Here is a 19,723-nt window from a genome sequence, read left to right as displayed (position 1 = left end):
TGGCGGCCGGCCAGCAGCAGCTGGCGCAGTTCACCGTGCATCTGACTGACGGCTCGACCACCACGGTCACCATCACCATCACCGGCACCGACGATCTGCCGGTCATTTCGGCCGGCAGTGGCGCGGTGACCGAGGGGGATCAGACCCCGGTCACCGGCACCCTGAGCGCCAGCGACGCCGACAACCCAGATCTCGCCTTCGTGGCCGGCTCGCAGCAGAGTGACTACGGCCGCTTCGAGGTGGACGGGCAGGGGCAGTGGCGCTTCGTGCTGGCCGATAACGCCCGGGTCGACGCCCTGGCGGCCGGTCAGCAGCAGCTGGAGCAGTTCACCGTACGGTTGACTGACGGCTCGACCACCACGGTCACCATCACCATCACCGGCACCAATGACGCCCCTACCCTAAGCGTCGATCAGGGGGCCGTGCTCTCCGAAGAGGGGCTCACCGGCGGTATCGCCGATACGGCGGGAACCCGTGATAGCACCGATGCGGTGAGTGCCGGCGGCAAGATCGTGGTCGGTGACATGGACAATCATGACAACCTGACCATCAGCCTGAGCGGCCCGGATAACCTAACTTCGGGTGGCGCGCCCGTGCAGTGGTCGTGGAACGCCGCGACCCAGGTGCTGACCGGTTATATCGGCACGCCGGGGAGCGCCGGCTATCAGGTCGTGCTCGATGTGACGCTGACCGCCCCGGCGGGCAGCAGCAAGGGGGAGTGGCGCTATGAGGTGAACCTCAATGGGCCGCTCGATCACCCGGTCAAGGGCGCCGAGGATCGACTCCACTTCCAGCTGGGGGTCACCGTCTCGGATGGCAAGAGCAGCACCTCCGGCAGCTTGCCCATCACCATTGAGGATGATGCGCCGATCGCCGGCGACATGGCGGCGGTGTCGGTCAGCAAGACCCATATTCCCGACACCCTGACCGGCCTGTTTGATCTGACCCACTACAGCGGCAACCAGAGCGCTCTGAACATGGCGGGCTTCACCATTACCGCCCTTGGCTTCACCTCGGCCACGAATGCTGATCTGATCGCGACCAAGGTGAACGGCTCCAGTGCCGGCGTGGGGGTGGCTAGCGTCGATTCGCCCAATCACAACCTCGCTAACGAGATTGATTTTCGCCACTTTGCGGATGGCTCCGCGACCTCAGAGCAACTCGTGATCACGCTGGATGCGGGCAAGGTCGCCTATGGCGTCAACATCAAGTTCAGCCAGATGTTCGGTGGTGAACTGGAGAGCGGTGTGGTCGATTTCTATCGCGACGGCAAGCTTATCGGGAGTCAGACCTTTAGCTCGAATGCGGCCGGTGGCGACTATGCCGAGCACTTCCAGGTACAGCAGGGGGGCTTTGACGCCATGGTGATCAAGGCCACCAATAATGGCAACGGTCTCTATGGCGACAACAGTGATTTCACCGTGAAGAGCATCGAGTTTGTCGGCTCTGCCACGACGGAGGCGATCGCCTATGGCTCTGGCTCCCTCAATCCGCAGTGGGGAGCCGACGGCAAGGGTGCGCTCGAGCTGGTCAGTGCCGAGAGCGGCCTCAAAACGGCCTCCGGCTCGCTCATCAGCATGGTGGCCGATGGGGCCAATACCCTGCTTGGCAAGGATGCCGATGGCAATCTGGTGTTCAAGCTGGAGTTCACCCCGGCCACCGGCAAGTGGGAGTTCTTCCAATATGCCGAGATGCAGCGTCCGGCCGGTGATGGCGACATCGACTTCATCTTCAAGGCGATCGATAAGGACGGGGATGGCAGCGAGGGCAGCTTTGCGGTCAACCCCCTGTTCCGACCCGAGGTGAGCGGGGTCAGCAGCGCCACTGTGACCGAAGGTGGCACGCTGGTGCACTCCGTGCTTCTGGACGGCACCAGCCAGCATCCGACCGAGTACCCTTTCTCGATTGGCGGCAGTGGCAGCAACCCGGCCAGCAGCAGTGACTGGACCCAGCTGCTCTTTAGCCATGGGGTGACCTATGACAGCGTTCGCGGCGTCATCCGGGTGCCGGAAGGGGTGAGCAGTTTCACCGTCACCGTGGTGACCAAGGATGACCACAAGGTCGAGGGCAACGAGACCCTCACCATTGCGGTGGGGGACAAGAGCGGCATCGGAACCCTCATCGACAACGATCGCGCGCCGACCACAACCGGGGGTCATGTCAGCGGCAGTGAAGACTCGGCGACGATCTTAAGCTGGAGCGACTTCAACGCCAGCGACGATCAGGGCAAGGCGGAGCTGAGTCTGGTGATCGGCACCCTGCCTGCCAACGGGGTGTTGCAGCGTCTCGATGGCTCGGGGCTGTGGGTGGCCGTGACGGCTGGCAGCCGTGTCAGCGCCCAGGAGATCGACGCAGGTCACCTGCGCTTTGTGCCGGCGGCAGATGAGTCGAGCAGCTGCATGGGCGATCAAGGGGGGCGCATCACCGGCAACCAGCAGGCCGACTACGCCCTGTTCCACTATCAGATCAGCGATGGCGCGAACGTAAGCGAGGAGGCCACCCTGGTGCTGGATATCGCCGCCGTGGCGGACAAGCCAACCGTGGATATCCGGCAGGCCGGCAATGGCAGCCCTGTCTACGACCAGTTCGCCAGCGACGGCATCAGCACGGCCCAGTTCCAGTCCGGCAAGGTGAATGGGCTCGATGTGGCCCCCGCCCGTTATGATGCCAGCAGCCAGCAGGAGCAACTGGTGGGCGGCAATGGCAACGACTACCTGATCAGTCGCCACGGTGGCGGCGATCAACTGGTCGGCCTCGCCGGCGATGACCTGCTGGTCGGCAGCAACAGCCTGCAGGGCGATGCGCTCTATGGGGGGGAAGGCAACGATATCCTGGTCTCCGGGTTGGGCCATGACGGCCTCTATGGTGAGGGTGGCTCCGACATCGCCGTGTTGCCGGGCAACCGGGCCGACTATGTCATCACCCAGGGCGCCGGCTACTCGGTCAACGACCGCTGGTTCGACTTCTCGGTGCGCGAAGGGGGGCAAGCGGTCACCAAGGCGCTGCATGATGTCGAGTTGGTGCAGTTTGATGACGGCATTTATGCCCTGGACAAGGTGACCGGAACCCTGACGTTGCAGCAGCCCACCCATGTGGAGTACCCCATCGAGATCGATGCCTCACTCACGGACAGGGATGGCAGTGAGGTGCTCGACAGCCTGGTGCTGAGCGGTCTGCCCCCTGCGAGCTCGCTCTACCATAACGGAACCCTGCTGGGGACCGTCGACCCTGATGGCAGCCTGACGCTCAAGGGGCTGTGGAATGCGGCGGCCACCGACGTCAAACTGACCGGGCTGAGCCTGCATGTGCCGGGCAACCAGGCGGGGCTGGTCGAGATCAAGGTGGAAGCCACTTCCCGTGAAAGCGGCAGCGCCCAGCTTGCCACCGCCAGCGCAGAGGACAGCATTCGCCTGAACTACTTCAATGCCACCGAAGGGGAGCCGGGCGGGCAGGTGCGCAGCTTCGGCAGCGAACACAACCTGGTGGTCGGGGATCTCGATGGCAGCATCACGACGCCGGGCCAGAACTACAACCTGGCCTTCATGGTCGACAGCTCCGGCAGCATCGGCTCAAAGGCGATGGAGACCATAGAGGCGCAGCTGCTACAGGTCTTTAACAGCCTCAAGGCCAGTGTCGGCTCGGCCGGGGCCGGGGTGGTCAACCTGTTCCTGGTCGACTTTGACACCTTAAGCAACCGCTCGGTCAGCGTGAAGCTGAGCGATGCCGGCGCCATCGATCAGCTCAAGGAGGTACTCCACAGCATGGATGGCCGCAGTTACTTCGGCGGCTCGACCAACTACGAGGATGTGTTCAAGACCACCGCCAACTGGTTTGCCAGCAGCACCGCCACGTCCAATGTGGATGCCAAGAACCTGGCTTACTTCATCACGGATGGTAATCCGAATGAGTACATGGTGGGGGAGGGGAGCGATCCCGTCGTCGTGGATTTCAGCAAGGAAAATAAGTGGCAAAGTGATCGCAACCTGAGTGATCTGCTCACCAGTTATGTGCCCGGCAAGTCGGTGGTCTATCAGGACGGTCAGGGGGGGCGTGAGTTCATCGACAAGGATGGCAACGTGTATCGCCTCTACTACGACAACAAGGGCAACTATGACGGTCGCTCTTTGGTGGGGATGATGCGCCCTGACGGGCGCGGCGGATACCAGTTTGCCACCTTCGGCTCTTCCCGCGATGACAGCGTCATCCGTGACCACTCCATGGAGGGCTTTGCCCTGCTGGCCGGATTGCAGGTCGCGGTCGAGGCGATCGGCATCGGGCCCAACATCTCCCATGACGTGCTCAAGGTCTTCGACTCCGATGGGGTGCTCAAGACCGGCGTCAATGCCGGCGATCTGGCCGATGCCATCCTCGGCGCCTCGGTCACCAACCAGCCGGGCAGCGATACCCTGAGCGGTGGGGGGGGAGATGACATCCTGTTTGGCGATGCACTGCACTTTGCCGGTGTCGCCGGAGAGGGGTATGCCGCAGTCAAGCAGTATGTCGCCCAGGCGCTGGGTCACAGCTCAGTCAGTGATGCCCAGGTGCATGCCTACATCAGCAGCCATGCGGGCGAGTTTGATCAGTCCGGGGCCAATGACAAGGGCGATCGCCTGTTTGGCGGCGCGGGGAACGACATCCTCTATGGGCAGGGGGGAGACGATGAGCTGCACGGGGATGCCGGTAACGACATCCTGTTCGGCGGCAGCGGCAATGACCTTCTCGCGGGGGATGAGGGTAACGATCAGCTTGATGGCGGCAGTGGCCATGACACCTTGCAAGGGGGCAGCGGCAACGATCAACTGGCCGGGGGGCTCGGCAACGACATTCTGATCGGGGGCAGTGGCGATGATCTGCTGCACGGTAACGGGGGGGCTGACACCTTCGTCTGGCAGAAGGGCGACAGTGTGGCGGGCTCTTTGACCCGTGACCATGTGGTCGATTTCAGCCGCGCTGAGGGGGACAAGCTGGATCTGAGCGATCTGCTCGATCACGATGGCGGCAAGAGCCAGAACGAGTTGAAGGGGTTGCTCTCGGCCATTCAGGACAGTGAAGGGGTGCATCTGCAGATTAAGGATGCCTCGACCCAGAAGGTCACTCAGGAGATAGTGCTGGAGGATCACTCGTTCGGCTCACTGACCGGGGGAGCGGCCGCCACCTCGTCCCAGGTGATCGACTACCTGCTCACCAATCAGATGCTGGATATCGACAAATAAACCGCGCGCGGGGGCGAAAGCCCCCTTTCGCGGCCTTCGCCTGTGGCAGGAAAACGCGCAATAAAAAAGAGGAGCATGGCTCCTCTTTTTTTTCACCAGCGCAAGCGTTAGATGAGTTTTACGTTCTCGGCCTGCGGGCCCTTCTTGCCTTGAGTCACGGTGAACTGGACTTTCTGCCCTTCGGCCAGCGTCTTGAACCCGTCAGACTGGATGGAGGAGAAGTGAACGAAAACGTCCGGGCCTTGGGACTGTTCGATAAAGCCGAAGCCCTTGGTTTCATTGAACCATTTTACCTGGCCGGTGCGAATGTCAGACATGTGTCAATCCTATCAATAACAGAGGTAAAGAGACCCTGGTAGAGGGCCATTACATCTCAAGACTCCGGGTGATCGAACGCTTTTGATAGCGACCTTCCCTGTCCCAAGCGACATCGATTCTACGGAGGGGGTATGACAAGTCAAAGATAGGATTACGGTTTTTTGAGCAAGCTAAAACTATTGAGATGATGGGGAGGTAAAACCTCCCCATCAGGGGGTCAGGAGGCGGGGATCTCTTTTTGCGCAAACCCTTCGTTTTCGCGCACATAACGATAGATGGGCTCGTCGTGGGAGCGGATTTCGACGCGTTGGATGCGGCGGTTGTTGTCGAGCAGGATATTGACCGTCTTGCCTGATTGCAGGCGGGTGAGCGGACGATCCGGCCCTTCAATGGCCACCAGACGGCTCAGCTCGGCGCCCGGCAACTGGTACTTGCGAAACACCGCAAACAGGGTCTCTCCACCGCCGATCTCGTGATCCAGCCACTGCCAGCCTGCGGGCAGCTGTTCAACCGGCTTGACCGGCTTCTGGGGCTGTCCGTCGCTGGTGCGGGCCGCCTGCACCGGCATGGCCAACGGCACCTCCAGTGAGCCGGAGGGGGCGGCCGCGGTGGCGGGTAGTTCGTCGCTCGGTTGCCAGGCCAGCAATATCAGCCACAGCGGCAACAGGATCAACAGCCCCAGGGTATGGCGGCGTGGCAGCGGGCTCTTGTCCAGCCAGTTCCCCCGCGCGTTGGCACTGCTTCGGGAGGCAGACGGTTTGGCAGCGCCGGCGGCGCGCTCCTGACGCGCCTGGCGCCAGTCTTTCATCATGATCTGGATGCGTTGAAGCAGGGATCCCTCGGCGGGCGCTCGGCGCCCCTGCCGGGCACGGCGGTGTTGGCCGCGGGGACGGCGATCCGGAGTCGGCACAGTATTTTCCTCTTACTGCATTGCCACCATCAGGCAATTCGGTGCCTATGGTAAACGGACTCGTCCCCGAGGGGGAGAGTCCGGGCGAGGAATTTTACACCTTCATTGCAATTTGAACTGACCGAGCAGCGCCTGGAGTCGCTCCGCCGCCGCGCGCAGCGCCTGGCTGGCTTGTGCCGTTTGAGCCGCATCATGGGCAATCTCACCGGCCAGCGCATTGGTCTTGGCCAGGTTGCCCGAGACGGTGTCGGAGACCGAACTCTGCTCTTCGGCCGCCGACGCTATCTGATAGGTCATGTCGTTGATGGTCGAGATGGCGCGGTAGATGTGGCCGAGCGCCTCTTCGGCTTGATCCGCCTCCTGCATCGCCTGCTGGGTCAGCTGCTGACTCTGGCCGATGGCCTGTACCGCGTTGCCCGAGCTGTGACGGATCCTGTCGATGAGGGACTGGGTATCTTGCACCGCCTGCTGGGTGTGGCCCGCCAGTTTGCGCACCTCGTCGGCCACCACGGCAAAGCCGCGTCCCGCCTCGCCGGCGCGGGCGGCCTCGATGGCGGCGTTGAGGGCCAGCAGGTTGGTCTGATCGGCGACCCCTTGAATCACGGTGAGGATGTCGGTGATCTGGGCGCTGTCACGGGCCAGACTGTCGACCACCTCGGCGCCGCGGGCGGCTTCGTCGGCCACCTTGTGCATCGCCTCGATCATCTGCTGGAAGCGCCCCTTGCCTTCGTCGGCGGCCTGCTGCGCCTGCTTGGCGGAGTCGGCCGTGTTGTTGGCATGGGTGGCCACCTCCTGGCTCACGTACGACATCTCCTGGACGGCGGTGAGCATCTGATCCATCTCGGCCTGATGGTGTTGCAAGTTGGCATTGGTGCTGGCGGCGATCTGGTCGGTGGCGCCGGCATGGCGATTCACCTCGCCGGCGGTGGTGAGCACGTCGCCGAGCAGCTGTTGCAGCTTGTCGATGAAACGGTTGATCCCCTTGGCAAGGGCCCCCAGCTCATCGGCCGAACGGCTCACCAGGCGCTTGGTGAGATCCCCCTCGCCATCGGCGATGTCATCGACCAGCCCCACCATCTGGCGAATGGGGCCCGTGATGGTGCGCGCGATGAGCAACATGGTCAGCAGAGCCAGCACCAGCACTGCGATAGCGCCGGCCAGCTGCTGAGTGAGGGCGGCGCGGTTCATCTCGGTGAGCTGGGCCGCGAGCTGATCGGCCCGCGCCAGCACCACCTTGTAGGGCAGGGTGACGATGATGGCCCAGTTGCGCTCCAGGCCGGGCACCAGGATCGGCACCGAGATACGAAACGCGCCGTCCAGCTCCTGGCGCTGCACCTCGGGCTTGAGGTAGTCGCGCCACTGCTCGCCAAGCAGGGTGTTGGCGTGCTGGCCCAGCTTGCTGTCACTGCCGCTGGTGCCGGTGATGACACCGGCGGCGCTGATGATGAGGGTCTCGCCCTTGCCGTCGTAGATATGGGCGTTGAGGCTCTTGGCCTGCCGGCTCAGGGCGCCAATCTCCAGATCGACCGCCACCACGCCGCGAAAGGCGCCGCTGGCCATGATCGGGGTGGTGATGGTGCTCACCATCACCTTCTGACCGTTGATATCGACCTGGAAAGGGTCGATGAGACAGGAGCGGCCATGGCTCTTGGGGCAGGCGTAATAGTCATTGGCCGGATTGCCAAAGCTGTCGCGCTCCTCCTTGTCGATGGAGAGCAGCAGATCGCTGCCTATCTTGGCGCCATCTTTGTAGAAATAGGGCACAAAGCGCCCCTTGGCGTCGCTGCCGAGCGGTGCCTGACCGCTGAAGGCGGCATCCTGGCCATCGAAGCCGTTGGGCTCGAAGCCGGCGAAACTGCCATAGAGGGAGTCATCGAGGGAGAGCTGTGCTTGCAGCAGGGCGATGGCGTTCTCGCGGCTCAGGGGGAGGTGACCTGCCTGTTGCAGCGCCATGGTCTTGGCCAGTTGCTGGGTGTAGGAGAGGCTCTTTTGTAGCAGTTGGGTGATGACGGCCGCCTCGGCGCGGGCGTTGGCGGTGACCTTCTGCCATGCCTCCTCTTGCAGTGCCTGACGGCTGGAGTCGATGGTGAGGGTCTGGGTCTGGCGGCCCGAGTATTGGTTGAGAAGGATCAGTAACAGCAAGGCCACCGTCATGGCCAGGCCGGCCATGACCAGGATCTTGGTCTGGATGGAGCGAAACTGCATCTTATGCTCTCCGTGGCTGGGGCAGGAAGCCTGTTATCGGCCGAGGCGCCGGGATCTGAACGGCAAAACTGGCCTGGCACCTTAGCGCCGGTGCCGATGGCTGTCTGCGACGGGATTCAATGTTTCCCATTCGGGGCAGGGATGAAAAATGGTCACGGCTTTTCCCATCTGCCGCCCCCGATGCTAAAATGCCGCGGTTTTAATGGCGAATCGGCCCGCAATGGGTCATCCACACAAGGCTCAACCATGAAAGTCAAAACCCGCTTTGCTCCCAGCCCGACCGGCTTTTTGCACGTCGGCGGTGCCCGTACTGCCCTCTACTCCTGGCTGTTTGCCCGGAATCAGGGCGGCGAATTCGTGCTGCGTATCGAGGATACCGACCTGGAACGTTCCACCCAGGAGGCCATCGACGCCATCATCGAGGGCATGGAGTGGCTGGGGTTGAGCTGGGATGAGGGCCCCTACTACCAGACCAAGCGTTTCGACCGCTACAACGGCCTTATCGACGAGATGCTGGCCGATGGCCGTGCCTACAAGTGCTACTGCTCCAAGGAGCGCCTCGAGGCGCTGCGTGAAGAGCAGATGGCCAAGGGCGAGAAGCCGCGCTATGACGGTCAGTGCCGCGATCACCAGCACGATCACCCGGCTGACGCCCCCCATGTGATCCGCTTTCGCAACCCGAGCGAAGGCTCGGTGGTGTTCGACGACCACGTGCGTGGCCGCATCGAGTTTGCCAACAGCGAGCTGGACGATCTCATCATCCGCCGCACCGACGGCGCGCCCACCTACAACTTCTGCGTGGTGGTCGATGACTGGGACATGGAGATCACCCACGTGGTGCGTGGTGAAGACCACATCAACAACACCCCGCGCCAGATCAACATCTACAAGGCGCTGAATGCGCCGGTGCCGGAGTTCGCCCACGTCTCGATGATCCTCGGCGACGACGGTGCCAAGCTCTCCAAGCGCCACGGCGCTGTGTCCGTGATGCAGTACCGCGACGACGGCTACCTGCCCGAAGCGCTGCTGAACTATCTGGTGCGTCTGGGCTGGTCCCACGGCGATCAGGAGATCTTCACGCTCGACGAGATGATCAAGCTGTTTAGCCTGGATGCCATCTCCAAGTCGGCGTCGGCGTTCAACACCGACAAGCTCTTGTGGCTCAACAACCACTACATGCGCACCCTGGACCCGGCTTACGTGGCCAAGCATCTGGCGTGGCACATGGCCGACCAGAACATTGACACCACTAATGGCCCCGAACTGACCGCCGTGATCACCCTCTTGGCCGAGCGCTGCAACACCCTGCGTGAGCTGGCGGCCCAGAGCCGTTACTTCTTCGAGGAGTACGAGGCCATCGACGAGGCCGCCGCCAAGAAGCACCTGCGCGGTGTGGCTGCCGAGCCGCTGACGCTGGCCAAGCAGAAGCTGGCTGCGCTGGAGAGCTGGAGCACCGAGGCGCTGCACGAGGTGATCGAAGCCACCGCCGCCGAACTGGGTCAGGGCATGGGTAAGGTCGGGATGCCGCTGCGCGTGGCCGTCACCGGTCAGGGCCAGTCCCCCTCCATCGACGCCGTGATGGCCCTGGTGGGCAAGGAGCGCGTGCTCTCCCGTATCGAGCGGGCGCTTGAGTACATCGCGGCGCGCATGGCGGCCGAATAAGAGACGGCACATCTGACAAGGGCTCCTGCGGGGGCCCTTTTTGTTGTCTGCGGCTGGCTGAGGGTGAAACGGTGTTGGCAAAAGCAGCAGCCTGCTCGAAAAGTGGCTAAGCGATGCCTTGGCGTTATTTTTAGTGTTGACAGCGCAAGGGGGGATGCCTATTATGCGCCTCCGTCGCCGGGCAATATCTGCTGGTGATGCCGAGGTGAGTTGGGGTTATAGCTCAGCTGGGAGAGCGCTTGCATGGCATGCAAGAGGTCCACGGTTCGATCCCGTGTAGCTCCACCAAATTCTTCTCGGAAACATCTGGAACGCTGGGGTTATAGCTCAGCTGGGAGAGCGCTTGCATGGCATGCAAGAGGTCCGCGGTTCGATCCCGCGTAGCTCCACCAGGTTCCCGATGCCCAGGGCTTCACAGCCAACCTTTGTGGGGTTATAGCTCAGCTGGGAGAGCGCTTGCATGGCATGCAAGAGGTCCGCGGTTCGATCCCGCGTAGCTCCACCATCATTTCGGTCGACCGGTTCGCCGGGTGATCAGCACCAGACTTGGGGCTATAGCTCAGCTGGGAGAGCGCTTGCATGGCATGCAAGAGGTCGACGGTTCGATCCCGTCTAGCTCCACCAAGTTGGTTCACGCAGGGCGTGAAACGATGACGAAGTCCCACCTTCGCGTCGCTAAAATATGGGGTTATAGCTCAGCTGGGAGAGCGCTTGCATGGCATGCAAGAGGTCCGCGGTTCGATCCCGCGTAGCTCCACCATATCGAAGGCCACCGCATCGCGGTGGCCTTTTTGTTTGGCGCTCGCCGTGACCTTGTCCACACTTCTGCAACCTAGTGCCCTTCGGAAAAGCAGCGATATCACCGTCATAATCGAATGATTTATATGGCTTTATGAGCAATAGGTCAGGATAGCGGCGATCGGAAATAGATGTTTTTCCTCGCGAACAAAGATTGAGCGCTTGTCAGACTGTTCCTATACTCGGGCCGTTCCTCAAGGAACCCGGGACAAGGGCACACCGATGCTGTCGGGACGCAGACCCAGACACCGCTTCAGACGGTGTGGGTTTCCCAGGATTCCGCTTGAGCCGGTGGCATAGTCCAATGCCTGCATTCTGTCCCCAGCGTGGCCTGCTGCGTCTGCCTTGTCTTGGATAACCATGCCAAGAAAACAAGGAAGAAAAAATGCAAAACAGGTTCCATCCTACTCGCCTGGCGGCGTTGGTCGCCGTGGCGTTTATGCCTGCCTTGGCGCAGGCCGCCTATCCCCCCCTATCAAGCGGGCATCGCCTACCAGGCGGGCGATATCGTCAGCAACGTCGGCAATCTCTATGAGTGCAAAGAGTTCCCCTACTCCGGCTGGTGCGGGGCCTCGCCCTATCATTACGAGCCTGGGGTGGGGACGGTCTGGGGCGATGCTTGGAAGCGCTATGGCGGGGAGGTGCCACCTCCGGCCCTGGTCGTCGCCATCGGCTCCCCTGCCGTGGGCAGCAGCGTCAACGAAGGGGCCAGCGTCGCGTTGGCGGTGACCCTGAGCGGGCCGGTGACGGCGCTGGCTAAGGTGGAATACCTGGTCGACGGCAAGCTTATCGCCACGGCCAGCGCTTCCCCCTGGAGTGCCAGCTGGTCTGCCGTTGGCGTCGGTGCCCATGCCCTCAAGGCCAGGGCGCTGGATAACGATGGCAAGGTGCTGAGTGAGGCGGATTCCAGCTTCAACGTCGCCGCCGTGGTGGCGCCCGAGGCGCCCAAGGTGAGCATCAGTAGCCCCGCCACCGGCGCCAAGGTGACGCTGGGGCGCAGTGTGGCGGTGAGCGGCAACGTCACCGACGTCAACAACGATGTCGCCAAGGTCGAGCTGTTTGTGGACGGCAAGAAGGTGGGCGAGGACAACGCCGCCCCCTGGCAGGTGAACTGGACGCCAGACACCAAGGGAAGCGCATCGCTCAAGCTGGTCGCGACCGACCAGACCAATTTGGCCGGCGAGTCGGCCCCGGTCAGCGTCACAGTCGAGGAGGCCGCCTTGCCCCCCACCGGCGGCAACCTCTCCTGCGATGTGCGACAGATCTACCGCCCGGATGGCTACGAGTGCATGGGGGATGACCATGCCCGCCGGGTCATCGGTTATTTCACCTCCTGGCGCACCGGCAAGAACGGCCTGCCCTCCTACCTGGTGAGCGACATCCCCTGGAGCAAGATCACCCACATCAACTACGCCTTCGCCGCGGTGGACGAGCAGAGCCACACCATCAAGGTGGACGACTCGGCGACCAAGATGACCTGGGACGGGGTGCCGGGGGCCGAGATGGACCCTGAGTTCGCCTATCAGGGCCACTTCAACCTGCTGTCGAAATACAAGAAGCAATATCCGGACGTGAAGACCCTGATCTCGGTGGGGGGCTGGGCCGATACCCGTGGCTTCTATAGCGCCACCACCAAGGGGGATTGCTCGGTCAACAGCGACGGCATCAACGCCTTTGCCAACTCGGCGGTGAGCTTCATCCGCCAGTATGGTTTTGACGGGGTGGATATCGACTACGAGTACCCCACGTCGATGAAGGACGCGGGCAACCCCAACGACTTCCCGCTCTCCAACCTCTGCCGTGGCAAGCTGTTTGGCAACTACAAGGTGCTGATGCAGACCCTGCGTGCCCGGCTCGATGCCGCCGGCAATGAGGATGGGCGCAAATACATGCTGACCATCGCCTCACCGGCCTCGGCCTATCTGCTGCGCGGCATGGAGAACTTCCAGGTCACTCAGTACCTCGACTACGTCAACCTGATGACGTACGACTTCCACGGGGCCTGGAACCACTTTGTCGGCCACAACGCGGCCCTGTTTGACAACAAGGCTGACGGCGAGCTGGCGCAGTGGGGAGTCTACAGCCAGGCGCAATATGGGGGCATCGGCTACCTCAACGCGGCCTGGGCGGCCCACTACTTCCGTGGTGCCCTGGCGGCCGGCAAGATCAACGTCGGCGTGCCCTACTATACCCGTGGCTGGCAGGGGGTCACCGGTGGCACCCAGGGCCTGGGCGGTAAGGCGCCACTGCCGAGCCAGAGCGAATGCCAGCCGGGTACCGGTGGCGGCACCATTCCCTGTGGTAATGGCGCGGTCGGTATCGACAACCTCTGGCATGATCTCGACAAGAATGGCAAGGAAGTCGGCGCCGGCGCCGTGCCCATGTGGCATGCCAAGAACCTGGAGCATGCGGCTCGCCTTGGCATCACCACCATGCCGAGTTACGGCCAGGCCTGGGGTCTCGATCCCAACAACCCGGCCCACGTGATGCAAGGCCAGTATGTGCGCTACTACGACGACAAGGCGCAGGCGCCTTGGCTGTGGAACGAGCAGAAGAAGGTGTTCCTCTCCACCGAGGATGAAGAGTCCATGGGCCGCAAGCTCGACTACATCATCCAACGTGGCCTCGGCGGCGTGATGTTCTGGGAGATGGCGGGTGACTATGGCTTCGATCCGGCCAAGAACGAGTACGGCATGGGCGACACCCTGACCACCCTCGCCTATGACAAGTTTGCCAAGGCCAACCGTTACGGCACGGCCCAAAACGATCTGCCGGCCCCAGCTGCCCAGCTCGATATCGCCGTGAGCCTGTCAGGCTTCAAGGAGGGGGACTCCAACTACCCGATCAACCCGACGTTGAAGCTCACCAACCACTCGACCCAGACCATTCCGGGTGGTACCCGCATCGAGTTCCTGGTGCCCACCTCCACCTCCGACACCGTGACTGATCAGAGCGGCATGGGGCTCAAGGTGGTCGAAAGTGGCGGCAACCAGAACGCCGACGGCATCGCCGGCGAGAAGGACTTCCACAAGGTGGCCATGACGCTGCCGGCCTGGAAGGCCTGGGCGCCGGGCACCGACGTGGAGGTAGCGATGACTTACTACCTGCCGGCGGCCGGGGTACCGAGCGGCATGCGCATCGTGGTGGGTAGCCAGAGCATCGGCCTTAAGGGCGAGTTCCCGACCCTGCCCGAGGCCGTGGTGGGCAGCACTGGCTCCGGTGAGACCCCGGGGGGCAGTGGTTGCAGCAGCCTGAATGTGGTGCCGGCGGCCTATCCGGCCTATCCGAGCTGGCCGCAGGGGGATCATGCCAACGCTGGCGATCGCATCACCCACAACAAGGGGGTGTGGCAGGCCAACTGGTGGACCAGCAGCGAGCCCAAGGCGAGCGATGGTAGCTGGAAGCTGGTGTGTAGCTACGAATAGCAGAAAAATAAGTAGCGGGGCTGGAGCCCCGCTCTTTTTTGGTCGCTTTAGTATGAAGTTAAGGAAGTGTCTGCGAACCACGTAGCTTTTCCACCTTATTCACTTCATCAGCGCGTAGGAGCATCATTCACTCTATGGCAAGCATATTGGACTCTGTGGATCAGCGTACCCAACTCGTTGGAGAAAACCGGCTCGAGTTGCTGATGTTTCGCCTTGGCACCCAGCAATTATTTGCTATCAATGTTTTTAAGGTGAGAGAGGTCGTGAAAGTGCCTCCTCTTACCCGCCTTCCTGGTTCACGTCCAAATGTCAGTGGAATAGCTCATATTCGCGGTGTTTCCGTTCCTGTGATCGACTTAAGAACATCAATTGGCATGCGTCCTGCGAATGATCTTAGGGAGAGAAATTTAATCATCACCGAGTACAACCGGAGCATTCAGGGGTTTTTAGTCGGACAGGTAGATAATATCGTCAACGTCTCTTGGACTCATATTCAGCCGCCGCCGAGCTCGACCGGCCGCTCAAATTATCTAACGGCAATCGCCAAGATTGAAGATAAGGGCGTTGCCAATCTGGTTGAAATTATCGATGTTGAGAAAGTACTGGCTGAAATCGTCACTTATGATGTTTCTATTTCACAAGGTGTGCTCGATGACGCGTTAGTCCCCCTGATGTCGGGCACCAAGGTGCTGGTGGTCGATGACTCGGCCACGGCCCATTCGCAGGTCAAGGCCACCTTGTCGCAACTGGGGATCGAGGTGATCTCTTGCAGCAATGGTCAAGAGGCGCTCTCGCTGCTGCAAGCGTGGTGCGATGCTGGCAAGTGCGTCACGGATGAGATCCTGTTGATGATCACCGATGCGGAGATGCCGGAGATGGATGGCTACCGCTTGACCAAAGAGGTGCGCAGTGATGCCCGTATGGCCAATCTTTTCATCACGCTCAATACCTCGCTAACGGGGAGCTTTAATGATGAGATGGTTAAAAAAGTGGGATGCGATCTCCTGATTTCAAAATTCCAGCCCGATTTATTAGTGCAGGCAGTACAAGAGCGACTGCGCAGAGGAAAATAAAATCGACAAGGAGCCAGTGGCTCCTTTTTTATACCTCACCAATCCGAGTGAAATGACCCTCATTGTGGTACGACGCGCCATAAACGGTGACATTGCACCTCGATATCCCAGGGGCGTGAGCATGGCTAAACCATGTCTGATCTTCTTTAAGACGATTGCTATTCCCGCGGCTTATTGCTTGTCGGCCCTTTCCTGAACACTATTTCTTCCATCACCGATCTATTGCCCGAGCGAATGTTCGTGTGGCTTGATGAGCATGGTTGCGCTCTTGCTCCGCCAGCCCGAAAGTCAGGGGGAGACGCGTTTGCGCATCCAGGCCTTTTGCTCACTTCACATGGGGATATCTACTCCTCCCCCTGCAACAGGGGGGCGACGAAGCGGGCCACGGTGTCACGAATGCGTGGCTGAGCTTCTGGCTTGGGGTGGATGCCATCATTCATCATGAGTTCAGGGTGCAGTGCAATATCATCGAGGAAGAAGGGCATGAGCGGCAGCCGGTACTGCTCGGCTAGGCCCGGATAAATCTGTTCAAACTGCCTGACATAGCGCGCCCCATAGTTGGGCGGCAATCTGATCTGGGTCAGGATCACCTTGGCTCCTGCCGCTGTGGCCCTGTCGATGAGTGCGGTGAGATTGCGCTCGGTGACCTGAGGAGGAAACCCGCGTAGCCCATCGTTGCCGCCCAGCTCGATCAGAACCCAGTCTGGTTGGTGCTCCTTGAGCAGGGCGGGCAGGCGCGTCAGCGCCCCCTGAGTGGTTTCGCCACTGATGCTGGCGTTGATGGCGCGGTGGATATCCCCCTCGCGGACCCAGCGCTCCTGCAGGAGTGAGGGCCAACTTTTTTCCAGCGGCATCTGGTAACCTGCACTCAGGCTGTCCCCCAGGATCAGCAGGCTCTGCGCCTGCGCCAGGCCGATTGACCCCAAGTAGCACAACAAGGCAAGCAGGACACGCGCCATGACATTTACTCCCATGATTGAAGCCAGAAACGTTGGAAAAGAGGTCACCCTGGGTCAGGAGACGCTGACCATCCTTGAGGGGATCTCGTTGCAAGTCAAGGTTGGGGAGACGGTGGCCCTGCTTGGCGCCTCCGGCTCCGGCAAGTCGACCCTGCTGGGGTTGCTGGCCGGACTCGATCTGCCGAGTGCGGGGGAGATCTTCATCCACGGCCACTCCCTCGGCGCCCTCGACGAGGAGGGGCGGGCCCGGCTCAGGGCCGAGCAGATCGGCTTCGTGTTTCAGTCCTTCCTGTTGCTGCCGACCCTGACCGCCCTTGAGAATGTCATGCTGCCCGCCGAGCTGCGCGGCGATCGCGATGCCGAGCCAAGGGCCCGCGCCCTGCTCGAACGGGTGGGGCTCGGTGAGCGGCTGCACCACTTGCCAGCGCGCCTCTCCGGCGGTGAGCAGCAGCGGGTGGCCATTGCCCGCGCCTTTATCTGCCAGCCGGCCCTGCTGCTGGCCGACGAGCCGACCGGCAATCTCGACAGCAAGACCGGCGCCCGGATCATCGAGCTGCTGTTTGAGCTCAACCGGCAGCATGGCACCACCCTGGTGGTGGTCACCCATGATCCGGTGCTGGCCGGGCGCTGTGAGCGGCGTATCGAGATCAGTGCCGGCCGGCTGCTCGAGCAGGAGGTCGCATGAGGGGAACGTCTCGTCTCGCCCTGCGCCTGCTCTACCGGGAAGGGCTACAGGGGGAGCTGCGCTGGTTTATCCTGGCTTTGGCCCTGTGTGTGGCCTGTGTGGTGAGTGTGGCGCTGCTGGCCGATCGGCTCGATGCGGGGCTCAAGGCGTCGGGGCGCGAGTTTATCGGTGGTGATCGAGTGTTGGTCTCCCCCCGCCCTGTCGAGCCACTGCAACTCGGTCGCTGGCAGCAGGCCGGCGCCAAGGTGCAGGCCACCGTCAGCTTCAACACCATGCTGTTTCATGGCGAGGCATTCCAGCTGGCCTCCTTGCGCGCCGTACCCGGCGATTTCCCCTTCTATGGCACCCTCAAAACCACCCCGGAGGGGGCCGTTACCCCCGGCACTATCTGGCTTTCGCCCCGACTGATGGCGCTGCTTGGCACCCGACTGGGGGACGAGCTGGAGGCGGGGAACGCCAGCTTGAAGGTGGCCGGCACCCTGCTGGAGGAGCCGGATCAGGGCTTTAGCCCCTTTCAGCTGGCCCCGCGCGCTCTGGTACATGTGGACGACCTCGGGCAGATCGGCGCCCTGTTGCCAGGCAGTCGCCAGGAGTGGCGCTATCTGCTCCAGGCGCCGCGCGAGGCATTGACCTCCCTCGACAGGGAGCGGCTGACCCTGCCGGGGCAGCGCTGGCTTACCCCCGACAGCGGCGAGAGCCGCAGTGGCAAGACCTTGGCCAACGCCGAGCGTTTCTTCCGCCTCGCGGCGCTCACCGGTGTGCTGCTCGGAACGCTCGCCATGGCCATTGCCGTGCGTCAGTTCGCCGAGCGCCAGACCGGCATGATGGCTCTGCTCAAGACGCTGGGGGCCACGCGCGGGTCGTTGTGGCGCCTGCTGGGCAGCCTGCTGCTCGGGCTCACCCTGACCGGCGGGATCATCGGGTTGCTGCTTGGATTCGGTGTGCAGGCGCTGGCCCTCTCACTCCTCGGGAGCCTGCTGCCTTCTGAGTTACCGCCCCCCTCCTGGCGCCCGTTTGCCCTGGCGCTGGCGGTGGCTCTGTTTGTGACCCTGATGCTGGTGTTGATCCCCTTCTTGCGTCTGCTGCGCATTCCGCCGCTCAAGGTGCTGCGCCGGGAGCTGGATGCCGATATTCCGAGCTGGTGGGGAGTCCCGGTGGGGTTGGTCGGGTTGTTTGTGCTGGTGTGGGGATTCATGGGAGATGCCCTGCTGGCGCTCGGGCTGATCGGAGGGATGGGGGGGCTGATGGGGCTGCTAGCCTTGCTTGGCTCCTCGCTGCTGCGCCTCGGCCGACGGATACGGGCGCCGCAGCCACTGCGATTGGCGTTGGCGCATATGGCCCGTGAGCGTGGCTCCGGGCTGTTCCAGTTGGCCGGTTTTTCGCTGGCATTGCTGCTGCTCGGGCTGCTCTGGGCGGTGCGCAGCGATCTGATCGGCGACATCCGCCAGCACCTGCCGGCCGACGCGCCCAACCGCTTCCTGGTCAACCTGATGCCGGAAGAGCGGATCCCGGTGCTGGCCCTGCTCAAGGAGGCGGGCGCTGAGACCTCTGACTTCTATCCTATGGTGCGTGGCCGGCTTACCCGCATCGCCGGCGAAGCGGTGGCCGAGGAGGGCAGAGCGGGGCGCGAGGGGATCGAGCGCGAGCTCAACTTTACCACCACCGACACTCTGCCGGCGGGTAACCGCATCACGGCCGGTGAGTGGCTCAACGGGCCCGGGCAGGTCTCGCTCGATGCCGAGGTGGCGGCAAGGCTCGGCATCCGGCTCGGCGATGAACTGGGCTTCACCATAGAGGGGCGCCCCTTTAGCGCCAAGGTCACCAGTTTGCGCGCCATTCGCTGGGACAGCATGCGCCCCAATTTCTACATGATCTTCTCACCGGATCTGCTGGAGCCCTTCACGCTCACCTGGATGGGGAGCTACCGCTTGCCAAATGGTATGCAACGTGCCGAGCTGCAACTGGTGCGGGAGTTCCCCACCGTGAGCCTCATCGACGTGGATGATCTCATCGCGCGCCTCACCACCATCTCGGCCCAAGTGAGTCGAGCGCTCGCGGTGATGCTGGGGCTGGTGACGGCGGCGGCGCTGCTGGTGCTGCTGGCTCAGACTCAGGCTTCACTGGCGACGCGGCGCAATGAGCTGGTGCTGATGCGCACCCTGGGGGCCCCAGGGCCACTGCTGTCACGCATGCTGGGGTGGGAGCTGATGCTGACCGGCGCCTTGGCGGGATTGTGCGCCGCGCTGGTGGCAGAAGGGTGCGTATTGTTCCTGCAGCAGTGGTGGTTCTCCGGCTCGCTCAGTTGGCATCCGAGCCTCTGGTTTGGCCTGCCGCTGCTCGGCGCCTTGCTGGTGACCCTGGTGGGGCAGGGGTGGCGCCGGCACTTGCTCGGCGGCACCCTGGGCGGGCGGCTGCGCGGCATGGGGCAGGGGACCTTGTAGTAAAACAGGGGGCCTTGGCCCCCTGTTTCATCCT

The 19,723-nt window shown here is 62.4% G+C and carries 9 protein-coding genes, 5 tRNA genes and 1 pseudogene; 11 read left to right on the top strand and 4 right to left on the bottom strand.

Annotation, left to right across the window (positions count from 1 at the left end):
• Positions 1-5,213, top strand: a 5,213-nt coding sequence (locus BN1134_RS09375) for a VCBS domain-containing protein (RefSeq protein WP_042046818.1), incomplete at its 5' end; no start/stop codon positions are given.
• 107 nt (positions 5,214-5,320) lie between these two features.
• Here the strand turns inward: BN1134_RS09375 and BN1134_RS09370 are convergent.
• From BN1134_RS09370 to BN1134_RS09360, 3 genes are all read right to left on the bottom strand, one after another.
• On the bottom strand, positions 5,321-5,530 hold the full coding sequence (locus BN1134_RS09370; RefSeq protein WP_042046817.1) for a cold-shock protein: 210 nt from the start codon (positions 5,528-5,530) through the stop codon (positions 5,321-5,323).
• Positions 5,531-5,748: 218 nt separating this feature from the next.
• Positions 5,749-6,441, bottom strand: a complete 693-nt coding sequence (locus BN1134_RS09365; RefSeq protein ID WP_042046816.1) for a LysM-like peptidoglycan-binding domain-containing protein — start codon at positions 6,439-6,441, stop codon at positions 5,749-5,751.
• Between the two features lie 102 nt (positions 6,442-6,543).
• The gene (locus BN1134_RS09360) at positions 6,544-8,646 is read right to left on the bottom strand and encodes a methyl-accepting chemotaxis protein (RefSeq protein WP_042046815.1); all 2,103 of its coding nucleotides are present in this window, start codon (positions 8,644-8,646) and stop codon (positions 6,544-6,546) included.
• 246 nt (positions 8,647-8,892) lie between these two features.
• On the opposite strand from BN1134_RS09360, the gene gltX reads away from it, so the two are divergent.
• From gltX to BN1134_RS09320, 8 genes and pseudogenes are all read left to right on the top strand, one after another.
• The gene (gene gltX, locus BN1134_RS09355) at positions 8,893-10,308 is read left to right on the top strand and encodes a glutamate--tRNA ligase (protein WP_042046814.1); all 1,416 of its coding nucleotides are present in this window, start codon (positions 8,893-8,895) and stop codon (positions 10,306-10,308) included.
• A gap of 212 nt (positions 10,309-10,520) precedes the next feature.
• Positions 10,521-10,596, top strand: a tRNA-Ala gene (locus BN1134_RS09350).
• A gap of 28 nt (positions 10,597-10,624) precedes the next feature.
• Positions 10,625-10,700: transfer RNA gene (locus tag BN1134_RS09345), tRNA-Ala, on the top strand.
• A gap of 37 nt (positions 10,701-10,737) precedes the next feature.
• Positions 10,738-10,813 (top strand) — tRNA-Ala (locus BN1134_RS09340).
• A gap of 43 nt (positions 10,814-10,856) precedes the next feature.
• A tRNA-Ala gene (locus tag BN1134_RS09335) sits at positions 10,857-10,932 on the top strand.
• A gap of 60 nt (positions 10,933-10,992) precedes the next feature.
• Positions 10,993-11,068: transfer RNA gene (locus tag BN1134_RS09330), tRNA-Ala, on the top strand.
• A 423-nt stretch (positions 11,069-11,491) separates the two neighbouring features.
• Positions 11,492-14,531: pseudogene (locus BN1134_RS09325) on the top strand (glycosyl hydrolase family 18 protein).
• 134 nt (positions 14,532-14,665) lie between these two features.
• A complete protein-coding gene (locus BN1134_RS09320; RefSeq protein ID WP_042046812.1) occupies positions 14,666-15,604 on the top strand; it encodes a chemotaxis protein CheV in 939 nt (312 codons plus the stop codon).
• A gap of 344 nt (positions 15,605-15,948) precedes the next feature.
• Here BN1134_RS09320 and BN1134_RS09315 read toward each other — a convergent pair whose 3' ends face one another.
• Positions 15,949-16,563 (bottom strand): arylesterase, encoded by a 615-nt coding sequence (locus BN1134_RS09315; RefSeq protein ID WP_042046811.1) that lies wholly within the window; start codon positions 16,561-16,563, stop codon positions 15,949-15,951.
• On the opposite strand from BN1134_RS09315, the gene BN1134_RS09310 reads away from it, so the two are divergent.
• The gene (locus tag BN1134_RS09310) at positions 16,562-17,248 is read left to right on the top strand and encodes an ABC transporter ATP-binding protein (RefSeq protein WP_042046808.1); all 687 of its coding nucleotides are present in this window, start codon (positions 16,562-16,564) and stop codon (positions 17,246-17,248) included. The two genes, BN1134_RS09315 and BN1134_RS09310, sit on opposite strands and share 2 nt — an antisense overlap.
• Positions 17,245-19,689, top strand: a complete 2,445-nt coding sequence (locus BN1134_RS09305) for an ABC transporter permease (RefSeq protein ID WP_042046807.1) — start codon at positions 17,245-17,247, stop codon at positions 19,687-19,689. Before BN1134_RS09310 ends, BN1134_RS09305 begins: the two co-directional genes overlap by 4 nt.
• Positions 19,690-19,723: the final 34 nt, after the last annotated feature.

The organism is Aeromonas simiae, assembly GCF_000820125.1.
GTDB classification, from domain to species: Bacteria; Pseudomonadota; Gammaproteobacteria; order Enterobacterales; family Aeromonadaceae; genus Aeromonas; species Aeromonas simiae.
The sequence above is the reverse complement of the archived record's forward strand: the minus strand, read 5'-3'. Positions and strand labels throughout refer to the sequence as shown.

Bases quoted from the DNA above. Each gene is read 5' to 3' on its own strand.
- BN1134_RS09370 (WP_042046817.1), bottom strand. From the start codon at position 5,530: ATGTCTGACATTCGCACCGGCCAGGTAAAATGGTTCAATGAAACCAAG.
- BN1134_RS09360 (WP_042046815.1), bottom strand. From the start codon at position 8,646: ATGCAGTTTCGCTCCATCCAGACCAAGATCCTGGTCATGGCCGGCCTG.
- gltX (WP_042046814.1), top strand. From the start codon at position 8,893: ATGAAAGTCAAAACCCGCTTTGCTCCCAGCCCGACCGGCTTTTTGCAC.
- BN1134_RS09320 (WP_042046812.1), top strand. From the start codon at position 14,666: ATGGCAAGCATATTGGACTCTGTGGATCAGCGTACCCAACTCGTTGGA.
- BN1134_RS09310 (WP_042046808.1), top strand. From the start codon at position 16,562: ATGACATTTACTCCCATGATTGAAGCCAGAAACGTTGGAAAAGAGGTC.
- BN1134_RS09315 (WP_042046811.1), bottom strand. From the start codon at position 16,563: ATGGCGCGTGTCCTGCTTGCCTTGTTGTGCTACTTGGGGTCAATCGGC.
- BN1134_RS09305 (WP_042046807.1), top strand. From the start codon at position 17,245: ATGAGGGGAACGTCTCGTCTCGCCCTGCGCCTGCTCTACCGGGAAGGG.